The sequence below is a fragment of the Bacillus cereus group sp. BcHK124 genome (genome assembly GCF_027712065.1).
Taxonomy (GTDB): Bacteria; Bacillota; Bacilli; order Bacillales; family Bacillaceae_G; genus Bacillus_A; species Bacillus_A pacificus.
The window spans coordinates 389932-412110 of sequence record NZ_JAQFPJ010000001.1 but is presented as its reverse complement, the minus strand read 5'-3'; the positions used below and the strand labels follow the sequence as shown (position 1 = coordinate 412110).

Here is a 22179-nt window from a genome sequence, read left to right as displayed (position 1 = left end):
TTATGCAGTTTTTTTCTTTTTCCATAAAATCGCACCAATTAAAATAAGAACCGCTATCATAACAATTGTACCACCTGGTGCTAAATCAAGTTGATACGAAGCAAACATTCCACCAATTACTGCAATTTCACCAAATAAAATGGAGAAGAAAATTGTTTGTTTAAATCCATTCGCAATACGAATACTTGCTGCAACTGGTAACGTCATTAATGATGATACGAGAAGAACCCCTACTACACGCATTGATACCGCAATGACAAGCGCAACCAATATAATGAAAATAAAGTGAATCCACTTTGCACTCAAACCGGTTGATACAGCGTATTCCTCATCGAACGATAGTAAAAATAGCTCTTTGTATAATAAAGTAATCGTTACAATAACAACAATTGCTACAATGCCAATGATTATTAAATCCGTACTTGTTACAGCACTTACACTACCAAATAAATAACTAAATAAATCTGTGTTAAATCCATTTGCAAGTGAAATAAAAATAACGCCAATCCCCATTCCTGCTGAAAGAATAATTGGAATTGCTAATTCTTGATAATGTTTATATACAGTACGTAGTTTTTCAATAAGTAACGCCCCACCCATAGAAAAAATCATACCCATATATAACGGATTTAAAAATCCTCCTGTGAAAATTGTTTTTTCTAGTAATAAACTTGCAGCAATACCTGATAATGTCACGTGACTTAACGCATCTGCAATAAGCGACATACGACGAATGACAACAAATACACCGATAAGTGGCGCAACAAGTCCTATTAAAATCCCTGCATATAAAGAGTTACGTAAAAAGTCATATTGTAAAAAATCTTGTATCATTATATCCTCCCGTGATGCTCATGCTCGTGTTCTAAACGATGAACATGATGTCCATATAAGACGGACATTTCTGCATCTTCTAACTCTCGGAACTTTTCTACATTTCCATGGAAATGTAAATGTTGGTTTAAGCATGCAACATGTGTTACCTTCTCGGTAACAGCTCCCATATCATGCGTAACGAGAATTAATGTAATTCCTAGCCTTTTGTTTAAATCCTCTAATATCTCATAAAAACTTTCTACATTCTTCACATCGATTCCAACAGTGGGCTCGTCCAAAATAAGTAATTCAGGATCACTAACGAGCGCACGAGCAATAAATACGCGCTGTTGTTGTCCACCAGAAAGTTCTCCAATATTACGTCCTTGAAACTCACTCATTCCTACATCAGCAATCGCTTTTTCTACCTTTTTCTTATCGTTTTTCGTAAAAAAGCGAAACAACCCTTTTTTCGAAACGAGTCCCATTGACACAACTTCAAACACAGTTGCCGGAAAACCAGAATTAAAGCTATTTGCCTTTTGCGACACATAACCAACTTTGTTCCATTCTTTAAACTTCTTACTATCAACACCAAACAAACGAATGCTTCCCTGTTTTGGCTTTAAAACGCCTAATAAACATTTTAGCAAAGTTGATTTCCCTGAACCATTTGGCCCAACTAAACCTAAAAAAGCTCCCTTCGGAACTTGCAAATTTATATCTTCTAACACATTTCGATCTTCATATCGAAATGACAATCCTTCTATTTCTAATATGTTGTTCATAGCATCTCACCTATTTTAATTCAGAATGATTCCGATTTATATCTATTTGAATTATAGTACAGCTTATTATAGTTGTAAACCAATCTGCCTAAAATATATCTACTTTTTCAAGAAACCTTACTATTATAACAAAAAGCAGAGAAAAATTCTCTGCTTTCAAAAGATATTATAATTAATTTTTTAGTGAATAGCTGATTTAAACTTACCACCATTTGTCTCTTGTGTACTCATAATCGTAACAAACGCATTCGCATCAATTTCATACACAATTGATTTTAACTTTGTCACTTCTAAACGTGTTACAACTGCATAAATCACTTCTTTTTCTTTATCCGTGTAACCGCCTTTCGCTACAAGCTTTGTAGTTCCACGACCAAGACGATGTAAAATCGCATTTGATACTTCCTCATATTGATCTGATACAATTAAAACAGCTTTCGTTTCATCTAAACCTTGAATGACTGTATCAATTGTTTTGAATGCAATGTAGTACGTCATAACAGAATACATCGCTTGTTCAACACCAAATACAAATGCTGCCCATGCAAAAATGAATAAGTTCACAAACATTACAAATTCGCCAACGGAGAAAGGTAATTTCTTCGTTAATAAAATACCCATAATTTCTGTTCCGTCCATTGATCCACCATGACGAATAACGAGCCCTACACCAAGACCTAAAATAAGACCACCAAACACTGTAGCTAAAATTGGCTCTGTTGTAAATGGCGGCACAGCATGTAACGTTGATTCAATAAACGCTAAAGCTACAATACCGAACGCCGAAGATAGCATGAACGTTTTTCCGATTTGCTTATAACCCGAATACATAAATGGGATATTGAGAATAACGACCAAAGTAGAAAAACTTAACCACCAAATATTAGGAGTAAGATAATCTAATATAAGAGAAATACCAATAATTCCACCGTCAATAATTTTATTTGGCATTAAAAATAATTCAATTGCTACCGCTGCGCATGCTGCCCCAAAAATAATCATAACTAAACGATAAATAAGATGGATAACACTTTCTTTTCGATGTTGCTTTTGCTCCATAAGTCCTCCCTATACTCTTTTTCTATAGTTTTGTCCTTATATTATAACATACGCTTCTTTTTCTCATGAAAAAAGAAACTCTATACGAATATGTACAAGCTACGTACTCATATATTTCGATAGAAGAACGTGTGAAGGAGGATAACTCGATGAACCTCATTAAACAACTTGTAAATAAAAAATTAAATCATATTTCTACAAAGGAATTATTGAAATATAGTAAAGAATATGACGTTCCAATTACGACTGCACAAGCTGATCAAATTGTTGGACTTATGAAAGGAAAGAATATTAACATTTACGATAATGACGAACGACTAGCGCTCTTAAAACAAATAGCTCAAGTAACCTCGCCCGCTACTGCCCAACAAGTAAATACTTTATTTCAGCAACTACTAAAATAAGGAGGGGATATTCCCCTCCTTATTGCTTATTGCGCTTTAATTTTCTCAAGAAGTCCTTCATCAAAAGTACCATTTTTCAGCATTTCGATTTCTAATTTATATGGCGGCTTCTTGTCCTTTTTATCTTCACCTACATATGGCGTTTCCAGAATTTTTGGTACGTGCGTTAACTGCGGATGATGCACAATATGATGCAACGCTTTATAGCCAATATGACCGAAACCGATATTTTCATGACGGTCTTTTCCTGCGCCGCGTACATTTTTACTATCATTAATATGAAGTACTTGTAAACGATCGATACCAACAATCTTATCAAATTCGTTTAGTACACCATCAAAATCATTTACAATGTCATATCCTGCATCGTGCGTATGGCACGTATCAAAGCATACGGATAGTTTTTCATTATATTTTACACCATCAATAATTTTTGCAATTTCTTCAAAACTACGGCCGCATTCTGTTCCTTTTCCTGCCATCGTTTCTAACGCAATGTTCACCGTCTGATCTGGCGTTAATACTTCATTCAGCCCTTTAATAATTTGTTGAATACCAGCGTCTGCTCCTGCACCGACGTGCGCACCTGGGTGAAGAACGATTTGTTTCGCCACACCTAATGCTGATGTCCTCTCAATTTCCATACGAAGGAAATCTACACCTAATTGGAATGTTTCTGGCTTCGTCGTATTTCCAACATTAATAATATATGGCGCATGTACGATAATCTCTTCGATACCGTTTTGTTCCATATGTTTTCTTCCTGCTTCTATGTTCAATTCTTCAATTGGTTTTCTTCTTGTATTTTGCGGTGCACCTGTATAAATCATAAACGTCGTTGCACCGTATGAAACAGCCTCTTCACTTGCTGCTAATAACATTTTCTTACCACTCATAGAAACATGAGATCCAATCTTTAACATACAATCACCTCTTCAATATACAATAGATATAATGATAGCATAATTTGTAGAAATATGTAGTGAATTGTTTTTTCCATTCTCCACTGATTATTATCCCCGTAAATAGCGGGATAAAAAAAGATAAGGGAAATCCCTTATCTTTTTTTATTGCTATATTTTCTTTTCACTTTGTCACGTTCTGTTGCAAGTTTACGTTTATAGTTTGGTTTTACTTTTTTCGGTTTTTTAACAACTTTCGTTGCCATAACATCAAGTTCATCATTTGGTTTTTTACGGCTCTTACGACGACGACGTTCACCTAAATCCACCCACTCATCTCCGCGTAAATCTACATGTTTAAACTCGATATGACGTTGTTTTTCTAAACTATCTAACGCTTCTTCGTTTGCTGGATCATAAATCGTCACTGCAATACCTGAATAGCCTGCGCGTGCTGTTCTTCCAACACGGTGAACGAAGAAATCTAAATCTGATGGAAGTTCATAATTAATAACATGACTAATTCCTTCAATATCAATACCACGTGCTGCTAAATCAGTTGCAACAATATATTGGAATTCAAGGTCACGAATTTGTTTCATCATTTTTTTACGATCACGAGGTGATAAATCTCCGTGAATTCGTCCAACTTTTAAGCCGCGTTCCGTTAATCCGTCAGCAACTTGATCTGCCATTTTCTTCGTATTCGTGAAAACAACTGCTAAATACGGTTTAAATTGTAGTAACATTCTTTTCACTAAATCGATTTTGTTGCGATGTTTAGAAGGCACTAAATAATGCTCAATATTTCCAGCCGCAACTTGTTTTGGATTGATATGAATATGCTCTGGATTCTCCATGTATTTCTTCAGAAACGGTTTTAGTTTTTGAGGAATTGTTGCAGAGAAAACTAACATTTGCAAGTTTTTAGGCATGCGTGCTGCAATCTTGTCTACATCATGAATGAATCCCATATCAAGCATTAAGTCTGCTTCATCGACAATAATCGTATTTGCTTTATGAACAAACAGTGCTTGTTCTTCTACTAAGTCTTTAATACGTCCTGGCGTTCCAACTACAATATGAGGTTGTTTTTTCAACTTCTCAATTGATCGTTGTTTATCAGTTCCACCAATTAAACAACGTGCTGTAATCATTTGATCTTCCGCACAGAACTTTGTTAATTTCACGATTTCTTCGTAAATTTGTTGTGCTAACTCACGAGTAGGCGCTGTAATAACAAGTTGTACTTCTTCACGACCTGGGTTAATTCTGTTCAATGTAGGAAGTAAGTATGCATGTGTTTTCCCAGAACCTGTTTGGGATTGTCCAATTACACTTACACCTTTTTTCACGACCGGGAAAATTTTCTGTTGAATTCCTGTCGGCTCTGTAAAGCGTAGTTCACGAACTGCATCTATTAAAAATGGTTTAAAATCATACTGTGTAAAAGTTTGTTGTGTCATAAGTTACACCTTCTTTCTAAATTTCTACTGCGCGCACAAATCAGTCAAGTCTACATTATATCGAAATCTACAAGTAAAATCCATCTTTAGTTTAGGTTTTTACTTTAAAAACTAACCTTCTTCCCTCTTATTGCATATTGTATGTGTATATACCTAACTGAAGAAAGGAGGATTTCTCACATGTTTCCAAAATCCCCCATGAGACAAATGTATCCGAATCCAGGGCAGCAACCTTATACACCATATCCAATTCCACAACTACCACCGATGGCACAAAAAAAGAAAGGTTTTCTTGCTAAACTCTTTAAAAAACACGACCCAACCGAACCTTACATGCAAATGGTTCCGCCTTATCGACAAATAGAAGGACCGCCAATGATGCACCAGCAACCGCCACCTCAATATCGGCAGCAATATCAGCAACAATACCAACACCAATACCCGCAGCAATATCAACCATACATGCAGCAGCATCCCGAGCAAATGATCCCTCCTCAAATGTATGAATCAAATGACACCCGCGGCGGTGCAGCAACTACAGCCACATCAAGTAGCGGCATCGGTAGTTTTTTTTCGAATTTAATTTCGAATCCAACTACTATGATAAATAATATCGAAAAAGTATCACAAGTCGTTCAATCTGTAAGCCCTGTCGTCGAACAGTACGGTCCCATTATGCGTAACCTACCAAGCATTGTTAAAATTCTCACCTCTGGAAAAAGTACGGAAGAAAATCCAACCGAAGATCAAACTAAAGACGTAACAGAAAAGGTTGAGGTAGCAACTCCACATCCTCCATCCAAAAAAAGAAAAAAAATGGTGATTGAGCCAGTCATAGAAAAAGAAGTACGAGAGGAGCCTGTTCAAAAAATAGCAACAAAACCAAAACTATATGTGTAACAATCCTTTGTTTTCTATCCACTCCTCCTTTATAATGTAAAAGACTATGCACAAAAGTATCCCTTGTTTAGAAGGAGAGGATTACTCATATGAAAATTGTTAAAATTTCCCCTCGTGGTTATTGCTACGGTGTTGTGGACGCGATGGTTATTGCACGTAACGCCGCATTAGATACATCATTACCAAGACCTATTTATATTTTAGGTATGATTGTTCACAACAAACATGTAACAGATGCATTCGAAGAAGATGGCATCATCACATTAGATGGTCCAAGTCGATTAGACATTTTAGATAAAATCGATTCTGGTACTGTTATTTTCACTGCACACGGTGTTTCTCCAGAAGTTAAACAACGTGCAAAAGAAAAAGGTTTAACAACAATTGATGCCACTTGCCCAGATGTTACAAAAACACATGACCTTATTGAAGCAAAGAAAGCTGAAGGTTACCATGTCATTTATATCGGCAAAAAAAATCATCCAGAACCAGAAGGCGCAGTTGGTATCGCACCTGATATCGTTCATCTTATCGAAAGAGCCGATGATTTAAAGACATTAGAAATTCCAACGGATAAAATTTTAGTTACAAATCAAACAACGATGAGTCAATGGGATGTTCAACATTTAATGGAGGACATTCAGAAGAAATTCCCAACAGCAGAATTCCATAAGGAAATTTGTTTAGCAACTCAAGTTCGCCAAGAAGCGGTTGCCAAACAAGCTGATGTTGCAGACTTAACAATTGTTGTTGGTGATCCGAAAAGTAATAACTCAAACCGTTTAGCACAAGTATCACAAGAAATCGCTGGTACGAAAGCATACCGCGTTGCAGACGTAAGTGAAATCAAATTAGAATGGCTACAAGGTGTCGAGAACGTAGCTGTTACAGCAGGCGCTTCTACTCCAACACCAATTACAAAAGAGGTTATCGCTTTCTTAGAGCAATATGACCCAATGAATCCTGCTACATGGGAAAGAGTTCGAAAAGTACCGTTACAAAAAATATTACCTCGTGTAAAAGTGAAAAAAGAACAATAATAAAAACCGTTGCCTATATGAGCAACGGTTTTTATTTTTCTTATACAAATGTAAATGGATCTGTATGTAATTGCGAAGCATGAATATGTACGTTCAGTTTCTTTGCATCTGCTTTTTCTTGTAATTGCTTTTGTACACCTTGCTTCATTACCTTTTCAACGTTATGTCCTGGGTCGACGATATTTAAACCGAGCATCATCGCATCATGGGCCACGTGATAATACATGTCACCCGTTACATATACATCTGCTCCTTTAAATTTAGCTTGATTGATATATTTGTTACCATCGCCACCAAGTACAGCTACTTTGCGCACTCTATCATCTAATTTCCCAACAACTCGCGCACCCTTTACATCTAACGATTTCTTTACATGTTCTGCAAACTGTCCAAGTGTCATTTCTTCTTGTAAATACCCTATTTTTCCAAGCCCTAACGTTTCACCTTTGTTATCAAGTGGATACACATCATAGGCTACTTCTTCATATGGATGTGCTGTTACCATTGCTTTAATCACTTTTCGTTGTAGTGAAGCTGGAATAATCGTTTCGATTCGCACTTCTTCTACGCGCTCTAACTGTCCAGTTTCCCCGATATAAGGATTTGTCCCCTCTTGAGGTACAAACGTACCTGTACCCTCGCTATTAAACGTACAGTGACTATAATTGCCGATATGACCAGCACCTGCGTCTCCTAATGCTTTTCGTACTTCTTCTGCATGAGTTTCAGGCACAAACACAACAATTTTTTTCATTTCTTCTGCATATGTCGGTGCCAAAACTTCTGTATTTTGCAATCCTAACGCCTCAGCAAGTAAATCATTTACCCCGCCCTTAGCAACATCCACATTTGTATGTGCTGCATAGATTGCAATATCATTTTTCATACACTTTTCAATAATTTTCCCATACGCCTTATCTGTATGGATCGCTTTTAGCGGGTTAAAAATTAAAGGGTGATGCGCAATAATGACATTCGCTCCTAATTGAATTGCTTCATCCACAACTTCTTCCGTTACATCTAACGCAATTAATACGTGCTGCACGGGTTTATTAAGCGCTCCAATCTGCAGCCCAATCTTATCTCCTTCCATCGCCAAATGCTTCGGATACATACTTTCAAATAACGAAATAATTTCATGGCCATTTGGAATTTTACTCATGATAAAACCTCCCCTATCATTTTCATTTTCGCTTCTACTTCCGCACGCTTCGCTTTTGTTTCTTCAGAATCAGCCGCACGTTCTAACTGCTTTAAAATATTTTGGAAGTTTTTTAATTCTCCTTCCCACTTTTCAACGAAAGCTTCACTTTTTTCTTTCATTAAAAATGGTCCCATAAATAATTCAGCCTGTTTATTTTCAGAGTAAGGAACCGTGATATTTCCTCGCTCCCCTACTAAAATCTCGTAAATTTTTCCATCTTCTTTTACGATTTTTTCATGGATAAGCTCCCATCCATTCTCAATAAACCATTCACGAATGTGATGCGCTGCAATATTCGGCTGTAAAATTAAACGTGTTACACCTTCTAATTTTTCTTTACCACTTTCTAAAATATCACGAATTAACGCTCCGCCCATTCCGGCAACCGTAATTACATCTACTTCTCCTGGCGCGATAACAGCTAATCCATTCCCTTTACGCACATCTACTTTATCTTGTAAGCCACTTTCAGCTACAGTTGCCTGCGCAGAGCGAAATGGTCCATCTACAACCTCTCCAGCAACTGCTTTAGTAGCAATATTATTTATAATTGTATAACACGGTAAATAAGCATGATCCGATCCAATATCAGCAACTGTAGATCCTACTGGTATTTCACGCACAACTTCTTCTAATCGTTTTGAAAGCTTTACTTCATTCATGTATTTCCATTACTCCTTCTCTTGTCAGTCTGTCTCCATGATAATGAATTTATAGTAGTTGTTGCAAGCCTATAACAACAATTCACTTCTCTATCATTCATCGTATTTGAGAAAATATAGAAAAACAAGCCCTTTGCATAAGCAAAAGGCTTGTCATACGGAACTTTATTTTTTCTTTGATAACCAATCAGCTACTTTAGCGGCTTGATCAGCTGGAACTATATTGGCAGGCATATTGCCTTTTCCTTTCGAAAGAATTTCTTTAATTTCATCCTTTGAAAGTTTCCCACCAATTTTTTGTAAATTAGGTCCTACCGCCCCTTGTAACTGATCACCGTGGCAGCTCGTACAGCTTTGCTTCACAATATCCTCTGGCTTGGATGCTGTTTGTGCTGGCTTCCCGCCATTTTTTGCATCAGCTAACTCTTTAGATTTATTTAGCCCCTGAAATGAAAATACAAACATAACGATAATACCCAATGCTGCAATAAGAGCGAACGGAATCAGCGGATTACGTTTCATATCTCTTCTCCCCCCTCTATACCCCTAAATAGTTAGATGATTCAGTCATTTCCATTGTACTTGAAAACGCTCTATCAGAAAAGAGTAAACTACTAATCGTTAAAAATATTCCATAAATTCAGTTTATTGTTTTTTATTGTTATATCGCTTATTATTTCGATAATTATTAACGTTTCTCATCATATTTTTCACTTTTCTACATATATTTTTGTATAGAATAAACAAAATTAATCGAAAAATCGAAAAATGAGCATTTGCAAATCAAAAGACAATTCTGTAAAATAAATTACAAGAAATTGTAATCGTTGCTGACAGCTAAAGTTTAACAAAAATTAACAAAATAAAAAAGTTTACTTCACAAAAGTGAAGTAAACTTAAAGGTAGCCTATTCTAAGAAATCCTTAAGACGCTTACTACGGCTTGGATGTCTCAATTTACGAAGTGCTTTTGCTTCAATTTGACGGATACGTTCTCTCGTTACGCCGAATACTTTCCCAACTTCTTCAAGCGTACGAGTTCGTCCATCATCTAAACCAAAACGAAGACGTAGAACATTTTCTTCACGATCTGTTAGTGTATCTAACACATCTTCTAATTGTTCTTTTAGCAATTCATACGCTGCATGGTCCGCAGGCGATGTTGCTTCTTGGTCTTCAATGAAATCACCTAAATGGGAGTCATCTTCTTCACCAATCGGTGTTTCAAGAGAAACTGGCTCCTGTGCAATTTTCAAGATTTCACGTACTTTTTCTGGAGCAAGATCCATTTCTTCACCAATCTCTTCAGGAGATGGTTCACGTCCTAAATCTTGTAATAATTGACGTTGTACACGAATTAACTTATTAATCGTTTCAACCATATGAACTGGGATACGAATTGTTCTTGCTTGGTCTGCAATCGCACGTGTAATTGCTTGGCGAATCCACCAAGTTGCATACGTACTAAATTTGAAACCTTTACGATAATCGAACTTTTCAACCGCTTTAATTAGACCCATATTCCCTTCTTGGATTAAGTCTAAGAAAAGCATACCACGGCCCACGTAGCGCTTTGCAATACTTACTACAAGACGTAAGTTTGCTTCTGCAAGACGACGTTTCGCTTCTTCATCGCCTTCTTCAATACGCGTTGCAAGTCGAATTTCTTCTTCTGCAGATAGTAAATCTACACGACCAATTTCTTTTAAATACATACGAACAGGATCGTTGATTTTAACCCCTGGTGGTACGCTTAAATCATTGAGGTCGAATTCTTCTTCCGATTTTGCTATTTGGCGATTATTAGGGCCTTCGTCGTTGTCATTGTCGCCAACTAAGTCGATCCCTTGTTCACCTAAATATTCATAGTATTCATCCATTTGATCGGATTCAATTTCAAATCCATTCATGCGTTCTGCAATCTCTTCATATGTAAGAACGCCACGTTTTTTTCCGAGCTCAGTGAGTTGTTCTTTCACTTGCTCAAGGGTCATTTCAGTTTCAATTTGTTTAGAACGAGCTGGTTTGTCAGCCATCTGTTCCCCTCCTTACGCGAGATACAAACATTCATTATACTAAAAATTTATCAAAAAAGCTATTTTCTCGCTTTTTGATTTTGTAAATATGCTACATAATATTTAGCAGCCTCTACAGGATCTGTCTTTTCCATTTGTTTTATCTTGAAGATGATTTCCATCTTTTCAAGTTTTTCTTGATGACGTCTAAGCGTCTCCAAATGGCCTTGTAACACTTCTTCTGTGTATTCTGGATTAATAAATTCATCCGTCGAAATATCAGTAATAATATTTTTCAACTTTTCATCAGAGAGCCAACTTAAAAATGTTCCGACTGAAGGTTCATTTCCCTTTTCATAATATGCGTATAGTTCATATAAAATCCCTTTATGTTCTTCTGTATGAAAATCTTCTATGTGGGATTCCATACGAACGGCCACTTCTGGACTTTGCAACATATGGTAAATAATTTCTCTTTCAGCCCTTTCAAAACCTGTTAACTTCGGTTTTGCTTGAACAATTTGAGACGGTTTAGAAACCTGCTTTACTTGTTTTTGTTGTACCTTTTGTTCTTTGCGATATTGGTGCAATTGATTCAAAAGTGTTTCCATTGAATACGAAAATTCTTGCGATAATGACTTCAAATATGATTCTGCCTGCATCGCATCCTGTAACAACGATAACTCTTTTAAAACACTTTTCACATACTCTTCTTTGCCCGACTCATCTTGCAAATTTTTCCCTAAACGCAAATGATTTATTTTAAAACCAACAAAACTTATACTTGATTTCACAAGATTTTCAAAAGCAGTTGTCCCATATTGTTGCACATATTCATCAGGATCAAGCTTATCTGGCAAGGATGTAACTTTCACTTGGCAACCAACTTGCAACAATAATTGCCCTGCTTTCATCGTCGCTTCTCGCCCTGCTTTATCACCATCATAGCAAAGAACAACAGTTTCAACGTTACGTCGCAGAAGTTTTGCTTGTTCTTCAGTTAAAGCCGTTCCCATTGTCGCAACGGCTTCTTCCACACCACTTTTCACCGCAGCTAGTACGTCGGCATACCCTTCAAAAAGGACCACTTGCCCACGTTTTCTAATAAACGGCCTTGCTTGGTGGAAGTTATACAACAATTTACTTTTGTGAAAAATTGGTGTTTCTGGACTATTTAAATATTTCGGAGTGTCATCTCCTAATGCCCTTCCACTAAACGCTATCACTTTACCTTGTAACGTATAGATTGGAAACATAACTCTTCCACGGAAGCGATCATAATGACTACCATCCTTCTCGCTTCTTATGAGAAGACCAGCTTGTTCCATACTAGACAACGATAAACCTCTTTTTTGTAAGATTTTCGTTGCTGCATCCCAAGCAGGTGACGCATAACCAATTTCAAACTTCTCAATCATCTCTTTTGTAATACCACGTTTTAACAAATACGAAAGTGCTTCATTTCCTTCTTCTGTATTTACTAATAAATGATGATAATACTTTTTCAAAAGTTCATGAGCCTGTTGCATGATGACAGTGTCATCAGATATGTCTTCTTGTTGTCCTTGCCCTGATGTATACTCTGCAACCGCAATTCCATTTCTTTCACCTAGCTTTTGAACAGCTTCGGTAAAAGCCAGTCCTTCCATTTTCATTAGAAAGGAAAATACATTTCCACCTTCTCCACATCCGAAGCAATGAAAAATTTGCTTGTCAGATGAAACAGAGAATGAAGGAGAATTCTCACCATGAAACGGACAAAGGCCGAAATAGTTACGTCCCTGTTTTCTAAGTTGAACGTATTCACCAATCACTTCGACAATATCGGATGATGTCCGAATTTGTTCAACAACTTCTTCAGGAATTCTGTTCCCCATAACTCCATCTCCGTGTCGTATTTTGTATTCGATATAAATTAAAAAATTCCTTTATAATTCGACAATATTTTTTCTAAACTTATTAGAAAATGTTGTCGATCACGTTATCAAGCGATTTTGCAGACCCTTTTCTGCGTAACTTCGCAGATACGTACCTACTATATAAAATTGTATCCATTTGCTCATCTATTACAAATGTACCTCATGGAGACAATACATATGCATTTTTTCACAAGAAGACTAGCAAGCACCATATCCTATGTGATCACGAGATCTGTTTTTTGCATGTTGATACATATAAAGAAATCAACTTTTGCTTATTCAGCATCTACATAGATCCAAATTCCCTCGCTGCTTCCTTAAACGATGAGCATACGATGTGACAAACAAAATTTTGACATGAAATTTCGTTCCAACTCGCACAATTGTCAGCCTTCACAGTATATGCATCTGCATCAACTCATACCATATTGATGTTTTGCATATTTCTGTATTCTACATCCCTTCTGCGAATCCTTCCATAATGTGCGTTTTCTTGTATAGATTTTGTCGATTTAACGTAATTACATGTCATTTCTTAAATCCTATCCCTAGTTTATTCTGAAAAATTAAAGTCTAAACGTAAAATATAGGTTTTTATCACAATTTTTTATTATAATATATTTTCTTCAACTACGCTACATATCCCTTTATTTTTTCATCTTCTATTTCAGGATAGCGAAACCCTACTTTTAACATAATAAAAAGACAGAAGAATATAAGTATAACCACTTCACTATCATCTATTACGAAATCAGCAGGCACTGTGTTTCTCACGAGCGAAAAAAGCACATTCACCTTTGGTAAATGTGCTAAAACATTTTTTGGTTTTGCACTGCATTCACAATAATGTTAGCTGTTTCTTCAATCGCTTTGTTCGATACATCAATTACTTGACAATTTATTTTACTAACTACATTCTCAAAGTGATCAATCTCTTCTTTAATACGATTAATATTGGCATATGTTGCTCCATCACTTAGTCCAAGTGATTTCAATCGCTCTTTTCGAATATGATTTAACTTCTCTGGCGTAATTTTCAAACCGAAGCATTTTTCTTTAGCCACTTGATATAATTCTTCAGGGGGATCTACTTCTGGTACTAGTGGTACGTTGGCAACTTTCAAACGTTTGTTATGAGCTAAATATTGAGAAAGTGGTGTTTTTGATGTGCGCGAAATCCCAATTAACACGATATCTGCTTTTAAAATACCACGTGCATCTCTACCATCATCATACTTCACAGCAAACTCAATCGCTTCAATCTTTTTAAAGTATTCTTCATCTAATCTACGAACAACGCCAGGCTCATATCTAGGCACTTGCCCTGTAATTTCTTCAATTTGATCAATTAGAGGGCCGATAATATCATATGCCTCTACACCTTCTTTTGCAGCCTCTGTCACTAAATATTGGCGCATGTCAGGCTTTACTAACGTAAAACAAATAAGTGCTTGATTGCTCTTAGCAATCGAAATCACTTCTTTTAATGTCCCTGTATCTTCTACATACGGCACACGTCTAATATCAGGAGCAAATGGGAATTGCCCCATTGCTGCTCGAACAACCAAATCAGCCGTTTCTCCTACAGAGTCAGATACGACATATACGATTTTATTATCCATTACATTACCTCACTTTAAACAAATTACACTTATTCGTTATTTACTAAGTTTACAAACGCACGTGTAATATTTGTTTTTGTAATTCGTCCAACCACTTCTAAACCTTGTTTCGTATCTTTTACAACTGGCATCGCATCAATCTGTCTTTCTATTAATTCCATCGCAATATCATATAAAGAATCTTCTCTACGACACATCGCAATGTTTGGCATCCTTGTCATGATAATATTAACCGGAAGTGAGGTTAAATCCTGCTTCCCTAAGCTAGCTCGTAATAAATCTTTACGAGATACAACGCCTACTAATAGAGTCGATTGATCTACAACGAATAATGTACCTACATCCTCTAAAAACATAGTACAAATCGCATCGTATACCGATACATTTTTATCAATTACAACCGGTCTAGATTGATAATCTTGTACTTTAATTTTCTTAACAGCTTCAGATAATAACTGCCCCCCAGTTTTACCCGTATAAAAATAACCTACGCGTGGACGTGCTTCTAAATAACCAGCCATCGTTAAAATTGCTAAGTCTGGTCTTAGCGTTGCACGTGTTAATCCCAATTGCGCAGCAATTGACTCCCCTGTAATAGGACCGTGATCTTTTACAATCTGAATGATATGTTCTTGCCGTTTATTCAGCTCTATGATAATCACCACCTTTAATGCACAACGAAAAAAGTTATACTATCTCTTAAATATTATATACTAAATATGCTATTCGAAAAAGAAAGGATGTAAAAAGGACCGTATACGGCCCCAAATTATATTTGAAACTTATCAAGTTGTTCTAAGAAACGTCTTGATTTCAAATAAATCCCGCAATATTCATCATAATATGTATTCAATACTAAACGCATTTGTTTTTTTGTACTATCCTTCACTGATACATTGCCAAGTCTATGTAAATCGAAGTGGTAGAAAAGACGCAATAATTTATGAACGGCTTCCCCCACTGGTATACGATACTGATCTTGTTCAGCATGACGTGAGCACAGAAAACCGCCCTCCCTAACAGAGAAGGCGACAAAATCTGTTTCTTGATGACAAATCGCACATGTATCAAAGTACGGGCGCATCCCTAATACCGGAAGCATTTTCGTTTGATAAATTAATGATAATACTTCTGGATCAACACCCTCACACATATAATGCAACGTTTGATATAACATTTCAAATAAATATGGATTATGTTTTTTATCTTCTGTTGCTTTATCAGTTAACTCAACAATAAATGATGCATAAGCAGTTAAAAATATATCCTCGCGAATTTCTTTCATAGTTGAAATAATCTCGCCTTGTTGCAAAGTTCCAAGTCCAGATCCCATTTGAATAAGAAAATGACCATGTGTCATAAGTTGCGAAACAGATGCTAACCGGCTTTTCGGTTTTTTCGCTCCTCTTGCCATTGCACTTACCTTACCCAATTCTCTTGAGAATATTGTAACAATCTTGTTCGTTTCTCCGTAATCTGTCGTACGGATAACGATGCCCTCAACTTTTTGAAACATGTTCGTCACCATCCAAGGTTTGAACAAAACGGGTCAAGAAATTGGAGAGTCTAGATGCGCTAGCTCCTCTTCATGTTGATCCATCTCATCGTTTACGTCTTTTTCCATTTCTTTCAAAAGCAAATACGTCTCAATGCTTCCTGTTTTGGAGAAAAACTTCCAGGTAAAATCTAGCATAAGAATCCACCTTTCTCAATAAGCGTAGCCTATAAACCAATTTCCTTTGTTGTTATTAAATTGACCCATTTTGTCCATTTTCATGTGAGAAAAATTTTTCCTAATTTATCAAAACTCATAAAAACCAATAATCAGCGGATGAACAAAACATCCGCTGATTACAGCTTTACTCTATTTTAATACTCGTCTTCGCGGAAACCAAGGTCACGAAGCTGAGACATTTTATTACGCCAATCTTTTTGCACTTTTACCCATACTTCTAAAAATACTTTAGAACCAAGTAATGCTTCAATATCAAAACGCGCTCGCTTACCGACTTCTTTTAACATCTTCCCTTGTTTTCCGATAATAATCCCTTTTTGCGACGGACGTTCAACAACAATCGTTGCATTGATATAAACTGCCCCGCCTTCGCGTTTTTGAATTGCATCGATAACAACAGCCACAGAATGCGGCACTTCTTCACGTGTTAAATGTAGTACTTTTTCACGAATAAGCTCTGCAATAATAAATCTCTCCGGATGATCCGTTACTTGATTATCTGGGTAGTATTGTGGTCCTTCTGGTAAATACTTTTTAATTGTACCAATTAGAGCTTCCACATTATTACCGTCTAATGCAGAAATTGGTACGATTTCTGCAAAGTCGTGTAATTTGCGATATTGATCAATTAACTCTAATAATTGTTCTGGGTGAACTTGGTCAATTTTATTAATAACTAAAAATACTGGTTGTTTCGTTTCTTTTAACTTCTCGATGATGAATTCTTCACCACGACCAAAGCCTTCAACAGCATTCACCATAAATAGAACGATATCAACTTCTTTTAATGTCGTTTGCGCCATCTTCACCATGAAGTCGCCTAGTTTATGTTTCGGTTTATGTATTCCTGGTGTATCAATGAAAATTACTTGTGAATCATTTTCTGTATATACGCCTTGAATTTTATTACGAGTTGTTTGTGGCTTGTCACTCATAATAGCAATTTTTTGACCAATAATACGATTTAAAAATGTAGATTTCCCAACATTCGGTCTGCCAATAATAGAGACAAAACCTGATTTATAACCTTTTCTATTCATGTAAATCCTCCGCTAAAAATGCTCCTGGTAACAATTCTCCGACTGTTGTCTCTTGAACGTCACCATGTAAATTTGATAGGTATACTTTCGTATCCTGTTTACATAATTCTACCATAACTTGTCGACATGCTCCACAAGGAGGTACTGGACGCTTCGTATCCGCCACAATTGCGATAGCTACAAACTCTTTATCTCCTTCAGAAACCGCCTTAAATAAAGCTGTTCTTTCTGCACAGTTACATAAACCATATGATGCATTCTCAACATTACATCCACGATATACTTTTCCATCGCGCGTTAATAATGCTGCACCTACTTGAAATTTAGAATATGGTACGTACGCTTGTTTACGCGCTTCGATTGCTTCTTGAATTAATTGTTTACTATTCATATTCCCGCATCCTTCCTGTTCCCAGCTGTGAATAGATACACTCTCTTATTAAAGGCCTTTACGGCACCTTCAAAGCTTAATAAAAGCTTTGGAATGCAACTATACCACATACGGTAAAAAGATAATAGCACCAATTATAACGGCTATTATCGCAAACAACAAAACTGCTCCTGCTGCGACATCCTTTGCGACTTTCGCAAACGGATGTATATCAGCAGTCGCTAAATCTACTGTTTTTTCCACAGCCGTATTTACCATCTCTAAGCTCATTACAATTCCTATTACAATAAGTAATATCATCCACTCTACTTTCGTAATATGGAAATAAAAGCCGCAGCATATAACAATGACTGCGGCTACATAATGAATTTTCATATTTCGTTCATGACGAAGACAAAAGAATACACCTGCTATAGCATATCCAAAACTATCTATAAGTTTTCCTTTTTTCATCTTCCTAATCCAAATGCTTCTAAAATTTCTTTTTGTCTTCCAAACATTTCTTTTTCATCCTCTTCTGTCATGTGGTCATAACCAAGCAAATGTAAAAAGCCATGTAACGCTAAAAAGCCAAGTTCACGATCAAAAGAATGTCCATACTCTTCAGCTTGTTCTTTCGCTCTCGGAATAGAAATAATAAGGTCACCTAACATACGCGGCATTTCTGCGCCCACAATTTCCATTTCCCCTTCTCCCATTTCTTCCATAGCAAAGGAAATGACATCAGTAGGCTGATCTTTATCTCGGTAATCACGATTAATCTCGCGAATGCGTTCGTTATCTACAAATGTCACTGATAACTCCGCACCATCCTCTATTTTTTCCATTTGAGCTGCTTTTCCTAATATCTCACGAATTAAATTCACATATTCTTCTTTCACTTCTTCTGTTTCATCAATGAAATCAATTAATAAACTCATTCTTTCTCCTTTTCTTCCGGTGGTTCCGGATATGTAATACGCGAATGGAAAATACCATTTAACGTTTCACATAACGTTTTTCCAACGATTTGTAGTTCCTTAAATGTCAAATCACATTCACTAAATTGCCCATCTTGCAGGCGATCTTTAATAATACTTTGCACTAAATTATTAATTTGCTCTGGCGTTGGGTGATTCATAGAACGTACCGCCGCCTCAACACTATCCGCAATACCAACGATTGCCGATTCTTTAGAAGTTGCTTTTGATCCCGGATATCGGAACATCTCTTCTGTATATTTTTCTTTATCTTCTTTAATCGCCTTATAATAAAAATATTTAAGAAGCGTTGTACCATGGTGTTGCCCAGCAATATCAATAATTTCTTGCGGAATATGGTATTCTTCGAGCATCTTTACTCCATCGGTTACATGAGCAATGATAATTTCTTTACTCGTCACAGGATCTAATTTATCATGTGGATTCTCAATTCCCATCTGGTTTTCAATAAAGAATTGCGGTTGTACTGTTTTTCCTACATCATGATAATACGCCCCTACACGCGCTAATACACCATTTGCTCCAACTGCTTCACAAGCTGCCTCAGAGAGATTCGCTACCATTACACTGTGATGATATGTTCCTGGCGCTTCTAATAAAATTCTACGCAAAAGCGGATGATTCGGACTTGATAATTCCATAAGCTTCATACTCGATACAATTCCAAGTCCACTTTCTAAATATGGTAATATCCCCATAGCCAAAACGGATGAGATAATTCCTGAAAGGGAAGCCATTAATAATTGCGTACCAATTTCAAGAGGTGAAAAATTCCCATTACGTAATAATAATAACGCCGCCAAGACGACTACATTTAAGATAGATACGAGTATACCAGCTTGTAAAATCATCGTACGACGATTTTTTTCTCTTAAGAAAATACTCACTGATAATGAACTTAATAACACATAAATACCCACACTATAATTTAGTGTACTTGTTACTCCTTCATTAAACATAATACTTCCGCACACAGAAAAAATCATACTTGTTAAAAATACAAATCGATCGCCAATCATTAGTTTTACAAGTATCGTTCCCATCGCAACTGGGACAACATACGCAATTCCTGCATATTCAAGCTTTTGAAACAAACTAATAATTTTCATTAAAACAATCGTGATAGACAAAATTGTAATATACGCTAAAATGTACGGTTTGTCTTCTCTTTTCCGCTGTAAAAATAATTCAAACTGCTTATGCATAAAGTATAGTAACACACCAATGAGCACAGCTAATCCAACATAAGGCTGAAAACTATTACCTTTCTCTAATAAACCGACTAATTTCAACTGATTATACATATCACTTGAAATTGTTTCACCTTCTCTAACAATAACTTGTCCTTGAAGAATATAAACAGGTGGAACTAAATCTTCTTCTGCTTTCTTCTTCTCTTTCGTTACAGCAGGATCATAGAAATAATTTGCTGTAATCGCATATGATCCTAGTGCATTCACAGCTTCTTTCAATCCGCTATTCACATTCAGGCTTTTCATTTCATTAACAAATCGCTCTTTCGCTGCCATTTCTTCGGACATTTTAATATTTCCACCCATGATAACGCTAACAGACGTTAAAGCCGCATTCTTTGCTAATTCTAATTGATCCGGTTCTGCATTAATAAAGTATAATAAATTCTCATCCGATAATTCCTTCGTTAAATTAGATGGCAACTTCTTCTTCAACTTTTCTAATTTATTCGCATCGGTCATCTTTTTTTGCTCTTCAGGTCCAGCAGCTTTCATCTCCTGAATTACTTCATTCACCTTAGCAAAAACATCATTTACAATATCTACTCTATTTTGTTTATATTCACTTCTATATGTATATTGATCCCCGACTTTTTGAGCGGCCTCTTGTTTTTTTCTTTCCGTTATAACCTTATCTTCAATTTTAATAGGAGAATGAATTGTTTTTTTCGCAATAGAATACATATCAACATCTAATTGCTCTGGTTTCACATTATTCATAAGTGCAAAAAACAGCACTGCCCCTAATAAAACGTAAGAAATCCAACTTAGTTTTTTCGAATGTTGTAAATTACGAAACCACTTAGAAATTTCTTGAGATCTTAACATGATTTCAATACCTTCTCCTCTCTAGAAATAAAGTGAAACTATTTATAGCTTTCATTTCTTCTAGCCAACGATACTTTTAGGTAACATTTTTATACACCAGTACCTATAGTTTATTTCTCTTATCTTTTATGATAGTAAAAAATATGCCGTTCGCCAACCTTAATACAAAAAGAAATGATCCTGACAAATAGGATCATTCCATTTTATCATATGCCTCAATAATACGTTGTACCAGTGGATGCCTTACAACGTCCGTTTGTTCTAACGTAATGAATGAAAGACCTGATACACCAGATAAAATGTTAGCAGCTAGCGTAAGCCCTGATTTTACCCCTTTTGGTAAGTCTACTTGCGAAGGGTCCCCCGTAATAACCATTTTAGAACTAAAACCTAATCTAGTTAAAAACATTTTTATTTGTGCACCCGTTGTATTTTGCGCTTCATCTAAAATAACAAATGAATCATCGAGCGTACGTCCTCTCATATAAGCAAGAGGCGCGATTTCAATTACACCTCTTTCCATCATACGCTGCGTATATTCTTGTCCAAGAATATCGTGCAGAGCATCATACAATGGACGTAAGTACGGATCTACCTTCTCTTTCAAATCACCTGGTAAAAACCCTAAACTTTCTCCAGCTTCTACAGCCGGTCTCGTTAAAATGATTTTCTTTACATACCCTTGCTTTAAAGCTCTTACAGCCATTACTACAGCTAAGTATGTTTTCCCAGTCCCGGCAGGTCCTATTCCAAATACAATATCATTTTTCTTCATTGCATGAATATATCTTCTTTGTCCCATCGTTTTTACACGAATGGATTTACCCTTTGCCGTTTTAAAGATTTCTTCTTCATATAACTCTTCAAATTGAGCAATTTTCCCTTGTTGTGCGAGCTGAATTGCATACGCAACATCTCTTTCTGTAATTGACACACCTTTTCGAATAACAACAAGTAGTTGTTGTAAGATTTTTTCTACGAGTGTCACAGTTTCAACTGCTCCAGATGCATGAACAGTTTCACCTCTAGTTACGATTGATACATTCAGTTCCCGTTCAATTACTTTCAAATGAGCATCATTGACTCCAAAAAGAGCGATTGCTTCGTTAGTATTTTCCAATTGTTGGTTCATTTCTACTAATTGTTCTGCCATTAC

At 36.3% G+C, this 22179-nt stretch carries 23 protein-coding genes; 3 read left to right on the top strand and 20 right to left on the bottom strand.

What is annotated here, in order from left to right; translation table 11 throughout:
* From PDK19_RS02220 to PDK19_RS02210, 3 genes are all read right to left on the bottom strand, one after another.
* A complete protein-coding gene (locus PDK19_RS02220; protein WP_000613827.1) occupies window positions 1-834 on the bottom strand; it encodes a metal ABC transporter permease in 834 nt (277 codons plus the stop codon).
* Window positions 834-1604 (bottom strand): metal ABC transporter ATP-binding protein, encoded by a 771-nt coding sequence (locus PDK19_RS02215; protein WP_001059653.1) that lies wholly within the window; start codon window positions 1602-1604, stop codon window positions 834-836. Before PDK19_RS02215 ends, PDK19_RS02220 begins: the two co-directional genes overlap by 1 nt.
* A 180-nt stretch (window positions 1605-1784) precedes the next feature.
* Window positions 1785-2663 carry a YitT family protein gene (locus PDK19_RS02210; RefSeq protein WP_000435958.1) on the bottom strand — a complete coding sequence of 293 codons (879 nt, stop codon included), beginning with the start codon at window positions 2661-2663 and terminating at the stop codon, window positions 1785-1787.
* A 149-nt stretch (window positions 2664-2812) separates the two neighbouring features.
* On the opposite strand from PDK19_RS02210, the gene PDK19_RS02205 reads away from it, so the two are divergent.
* The gene (locus tag PDK19_RS02205) at window positions 2813-3067 is read left to right on the top strand and encodes a DUF2624 domain-containing protein (RefSeq protein ID WP_001048963.1); all 255 of its coding nucleotides are present in this window, start codon (window positions 2813-2815) and stop codon (window positions 3065-3067) included.
* Between the two features lie 26 nt (window positions 3068-3093).
* Here PDK19_RS02205 and PDK19_RS02200 read toward each other — a convergent pair whose 3' ends face one another.
* Together PDK19_RS02200 and PDK19_RS02195 are read right to left on the bottom strand one after the other, a co-directional pair.
* Complete coding sequence (locus tag PDK19_RS02200) at window positions 3094-3990, bottom strand: deoxyribonuclease IV (RefSeq protein ID WP_000912466.1); 897 nt, start codon at window positions 3988-3990, stop codon at window positions 3094-3096.
* Between the two features lie 134 nt (window positions 3991-4124).
* Window positions 4125-5435, bottom strand: coding sequence for a DEAD/DEAH box helicase (locus PDK19_RS02195; RefSeq protein WP_000194029.1), 1311 nt, complete (start codon window positions 5433-5435; stop codon window positions 4125-4127).
* Between the two features lie 180 nt (window positions 5436-5615).
* Here PDK19_RS02195 and PDK19_RS02190 point away from each other — a divergent pair, with 180 nt between their 5' ends.
* Together PDK19_RS02190 and PDK19_RS02185 are read left to right on the top strand one after the other, a co-directional pair.
* Window positions 5616-6335, top strand: a complete 720-nt coding sequence (locus tag PDK19_RS02190) for a YqfQ family protein (protein WP_242296093.1) — start codon at window positions 5616-5618, stop codon at window positions 6333-6335.
* Window positions 6336-6424: 89 nt separating this feature from the next.
* Window positions 6425-7375: a 4-hydroxy-3-methylbut-2-enyl diphosphate reductase gene (locus PDK19_RS02185; protein ID WP_000706669.1), complete on the top strand. Its 951-nt coding sequence runs from the start codon at window positions 6425-6427 to the stop codon at window positions 7373-7375.
* A gap of 40 nt (window positions 7376-7415) precedes the next feature.
* Here the strand turns inward: PDK19_RS02185 and PDK19_RS02180 are convergent, their stop codons facing one another.
* The 15 genes from PDK19_RS02180 to PDK19_RS02110 form a co-directional block, all read right to left on the bottom strand.
* Window positions 7416-8537 (bottom strand): Nif3-like dinuclear metal center hexameric protein, encoded by a 1122-nt coding sequence (locus PDK19_RS02180; RefSeq protein WP_049111811.1) that lies wholly within the window; start codon window positions 8535-8537, stop codon window positions 7416-7418.
* Window positions 8534-9241: a tRNA (adenine(22)-N(1))-methyltransferase gene (locus PDK19_RS02175; RefSeq protein WP_001006540.1), complete on the bottom strand. Its 708-nt coding sequence runs from the start codon at window positions 9239-9241 to the stop codon at window positions 8534-8536. Before PDK19_RS02175 ends, PDK19_RS02180 begins: the two co-directional genes overlap by 4 nt.
* Window positions 9242-9406: 165 nt before the next feature.
* Window positions 9407-9763: a cytochrome c550 gene (cccA, locus tag PDK19_RS02170; protein ID WP_000828141.1), complete on the bottom strand. Its 357-nt coding sequence runs from the start codon at window positions 9761-9763 to the stop codon at window positions 9407-9409.
* 385 nt (window positions 9764-10148) lie between these two features.
* Window positions 10149-11276, bottom strand: a complete 1128-nt coding sequence (gene rpoD, locus PDK19_RS02165) for an RNA polymerase sigma factor RpoD (protein ID WP_000764060.1) — start codon at window positions 11274-11276, stop codon at window positions 10149-10151.
* 59 nt (window positions 11277-11335) lie between these two features.
* Window positions 11336-13132: a DNA primase gene (dnaG, locus tag PDK19_RS02160; protein WP_000528214.1), complete on the bottom strand. Its 1797-nt coding sequence runs from the start codon at window positions 13130-13132 to the stop codon at window positions 11336-11338.
* Window positions 13133-13983: 851 nt separating this feature from the next.
* Window positions 13984-14796 (bottom strand): pyruvate, water dikinase regulatory protein, encoded by an 813-nt coding sequence (locus tag PDK19_RS02155; protein WP_000368943.1) that lies wholly within the window; start codon window positions 14794-14796, stop codon window positions 13984-13986.
* 29 nt (window positions 14797-14825) lie between these two features.
* On the bottom strand, window positions 14826-15458 hold the full coding sequence (locus PDK19_RS02150) for a helix-turn-helix transcriptional regulator (protein WP_000583759.1): 633 nt from the start codon (window positions 15456-15458) through the stop codon (window positions 14826-14828).
* Between the two features lie 107 nt (window positions 15459-15565).
* Window positions 15566-16312 (bottom strand): DNA repair protein RecO, encoded by a 747-nt coding sequence (recO, locus tag PDK19_RS02145; RefSeq protein WP_000487010.1) that lies wholly within the window; start codon window positions 16310-16312, stop codon window positions 15566-15568.
* Window positions 16313-16345: 33 nt separating this feature from the next.
* Window positions 16346-16489 carry a YqzL family protein gene (locus PDK19_RS02140; RefSeq protein ID WP_000883924.1) on the bottom strand — a complete coding sequence of 48 codons (144 nt, stop codon included), beginning with the start codon at window positions 16487-16489 and terminating at the stop codon, window positions 16346-16348.
* 176 nt (window positions 16490-16665) lie between these two features.
* Window positions 16666-17571, bottom strand: a complete 906-nt coding sequence (gene era, locus PDK19_RS02135) for a GTPase Era (RefSeq protein WP_001080241.1) — start codon at window positions 17569-17571, stop codon at window positions 16666-16668.
* Window positions 17564-17962, bottom strand: coding sequence for a cytidine deaminase (locus PDK19_RS02130; protein WP_001086296.1), 399 nt, complete (start codon window positions 17960-17962; stop codon window positions 17564-17566). Before PDK19_RS02130 ends, era begins: the two co-directional genes overlap by 8 nt.
* Window positions 17963-18061: 99 nt before the next feature.
* Window positions 18062-18415, bottom strand: coding sequence for a diacylglycerol kinase family protein (locus PDK19_RS02125; protein WP_000715476.1), 354 nt, complete (start codon window positions 18413-18415; stop codon window positions 18062-18064).
* Window positions 18412-18882 (bottom strand): rRNA maturation RNase YbeY, encoded by a 471-nt coding sequence (gene ybeY, locus PDK19_RS02120; protein WP_000054691.1) that lies wholly within the window; start codon window positions 18880-18882, stop codon window positions 18412-18414. The genes PDK19_RS02125 and ybeY overlap by 4 nt, the downstream gene beginning before the upstream one ends.
* On the bottom strand, window positions 18879-21023 hold the full coding sequence (locus PDK19_RS02115; RefSeq protein ID WP_000946449.1) for an HD family phosphohydrolase: 2145 nt from the start codon (window positions 21021-21023) through the stop codon (window positions 18879-18881). The genes ybeY and PDK19_RS02115 overlap by 4 nt, the downstream gene beginning before the upstream one ends.
* A gap of 193 nt (window positions 21024-21216) precedes the next feature.
* The gene (locus tag PDK19_RS02110; protein ID WP_000840516.1) at window positions 21217-22176 is read right to left on the bottom strand and encodes a PhoH family protein; all 960 of its coding nucleotides are present in this window, start codon (window positions 22174-22176) and stop codon (window positions 21217-21219) included.
* Between the last annotated feature and the right edge of the window lie 3 nt (window positions 22177-22179).

Excerpts from the sequence above, each read along its gene's own strand:
- PDK19_RS02220 (WP_000613827.1), bottom strand. The coding sequence starts at position 834 with ATGATACAAGATTTTTTACAATATGACTTTTTACGTAACTCTTTATAT.
- PDK19_RS02215 (WP_001059653.1), bottom strand. The coding sequence starts at position 1,604 with ATGAACAACATATTAGAAATAGAAGGATTGTCATTTCGATATGAAGAT.
- PDK19_RS02210 (WP_000435958.1), bottom strand. The coding sequence starts at position 2,663 with ATGGAGCAAAAGCAACATCGAAAAGAAAGTGTTATCCATCTTATTTAT.
- PDK19_RS02205 (WP_001048963.1), top strand. The coding sequence starts at position 2,813 with ATGAACCTCATTAAACAACTTGTAAATAAAAAATTAAATCATATTTCT.
- PDK19_RS02200 (WP_000912466.1), bottom strand. The coding sequence starts at position 3,990 with ATGTTAAAGATTGGATCTCATGTTTCTATGAGTGGTAAGAAAATGTTA.
- PDK19_RS02195 (WP_000194029.1), bottom strand. The coding sequence starts at position 5,435 with ATGACACAACAAACTTTTACACAGTATGATTTTAAACCATTTTTAATA.
- PDK19_RS02190 (WP_242296093.1), top strand. The coding sequence starts at position 5,616 with ATGTTTCCAAAATCCCCCATGAGACAAATGTATCCGAATCCAGGGCAG.
- PDK19_RS02185 (WP_000706669.1), top strand. The coding sequence starts at position 6,425 with ATGAAAATTGTTAAAATTTCCCCTCGTGGTTATTGCTACGGTGTTGTG.
- PDK19_RS02180 (WP_049111811.1), bottom strand. The coding sequence starts at position 8,537 with ATGAGTAAAATTCCAAATGGCCATGAAATTATTTCGTTATTTGAAAGT.
- PDK19_RS02175 (WP_001006540.1), bottom strand. The coding sequence starts at position 9,241 with ATGAATGAAGTAAAGCTTTCAAAACGATTAGAAGAAGTTGTGCGTGAA.
- cccA (WP_000828141.1), bottom strand. The coding sequence starts at position 9,763 with ATGAAACGTAATCCGCTGATTCCGTTCGCTCTTATTGCAGCATTGGGT.
- rpoD (WP_000764060.1), bottom strand. The coding sequence starts at position 11,276 with ATGGCTGACAAACCAGCTCGTTCTAAACAAATTGAAACTGAAATGACC.
- dnaG (WP_000528214.1), bottom strand. The coding sequence starts at position 13,132 with ATGGGGAACAGAATTCCTGAAGAAGTTGTTGAACAAATTCGGACATCA.
- PDK19_RS02155 (WP_000368943.1), bottom strand. The coding sequence starts at position 14,796 with ATGGATAATAAAATCGTATATGTCGTATCTGACTCTGTAGGAGAAACG.
- recO (WP_000487010.1), bottom strand. The coding sequence starts at position 16,312 with ATGTTTCAAAAAGTTGAGGGCATCGTTATCCGTACGACAGATTACGGA.
- PDK19_RS02140 (WP_000883924.1), bottom strand. The coding sequence starts at position 16,489 with ATGCTAGATTTTACCTGGAAGTTTTTCTCCAAAACAGGAAGCATTGAG.
- era (WP_001080241.1), bottom strand. The coding sequence starts at position 17,571 with ATGAATAGAAAAGGTTATAAATCAGGTTTTGTCTCTATTATTGGCAGA.
- PDK19_RS02130 (WP_001086296.1), bottom strand. The coding sequence starts at position 17,962 with ATGAATAGTAAACAATTAATTCAAGAAGCAATCGAAGCGCGTAAACAA.
- PDK19_RS02125 (WP_000715476.1), bottom strand. The coding sequence starts at position 18,415 with ATGAAAAAAGGAAAACTTATAGATAGTTTTGGATATGCTATAGCAGGT.
- ybeY (WP_000054691.1), bottom strand. The coding sequence starts at position 18,882 with ATGAGTTTATTAATTGATTTCATTGATGAAACAGAAGAAGTGAAAGAA.
- PDK19_RS02115 (WP_000946449.1), bottom strand. The coding sequence starts at position 21,023 with ATGTTAAGATCTCAAGAAATTTCTAAGTGGTTTCGTAATTTACAACAT.
- PDK19_RS02110 (WP_000840516.1), bottom strand. The coding sequence starts at position 22,176 with ATGGCAGAACAATTAGTAGAAATGAACCAACAATTGGAAAATACTAAC.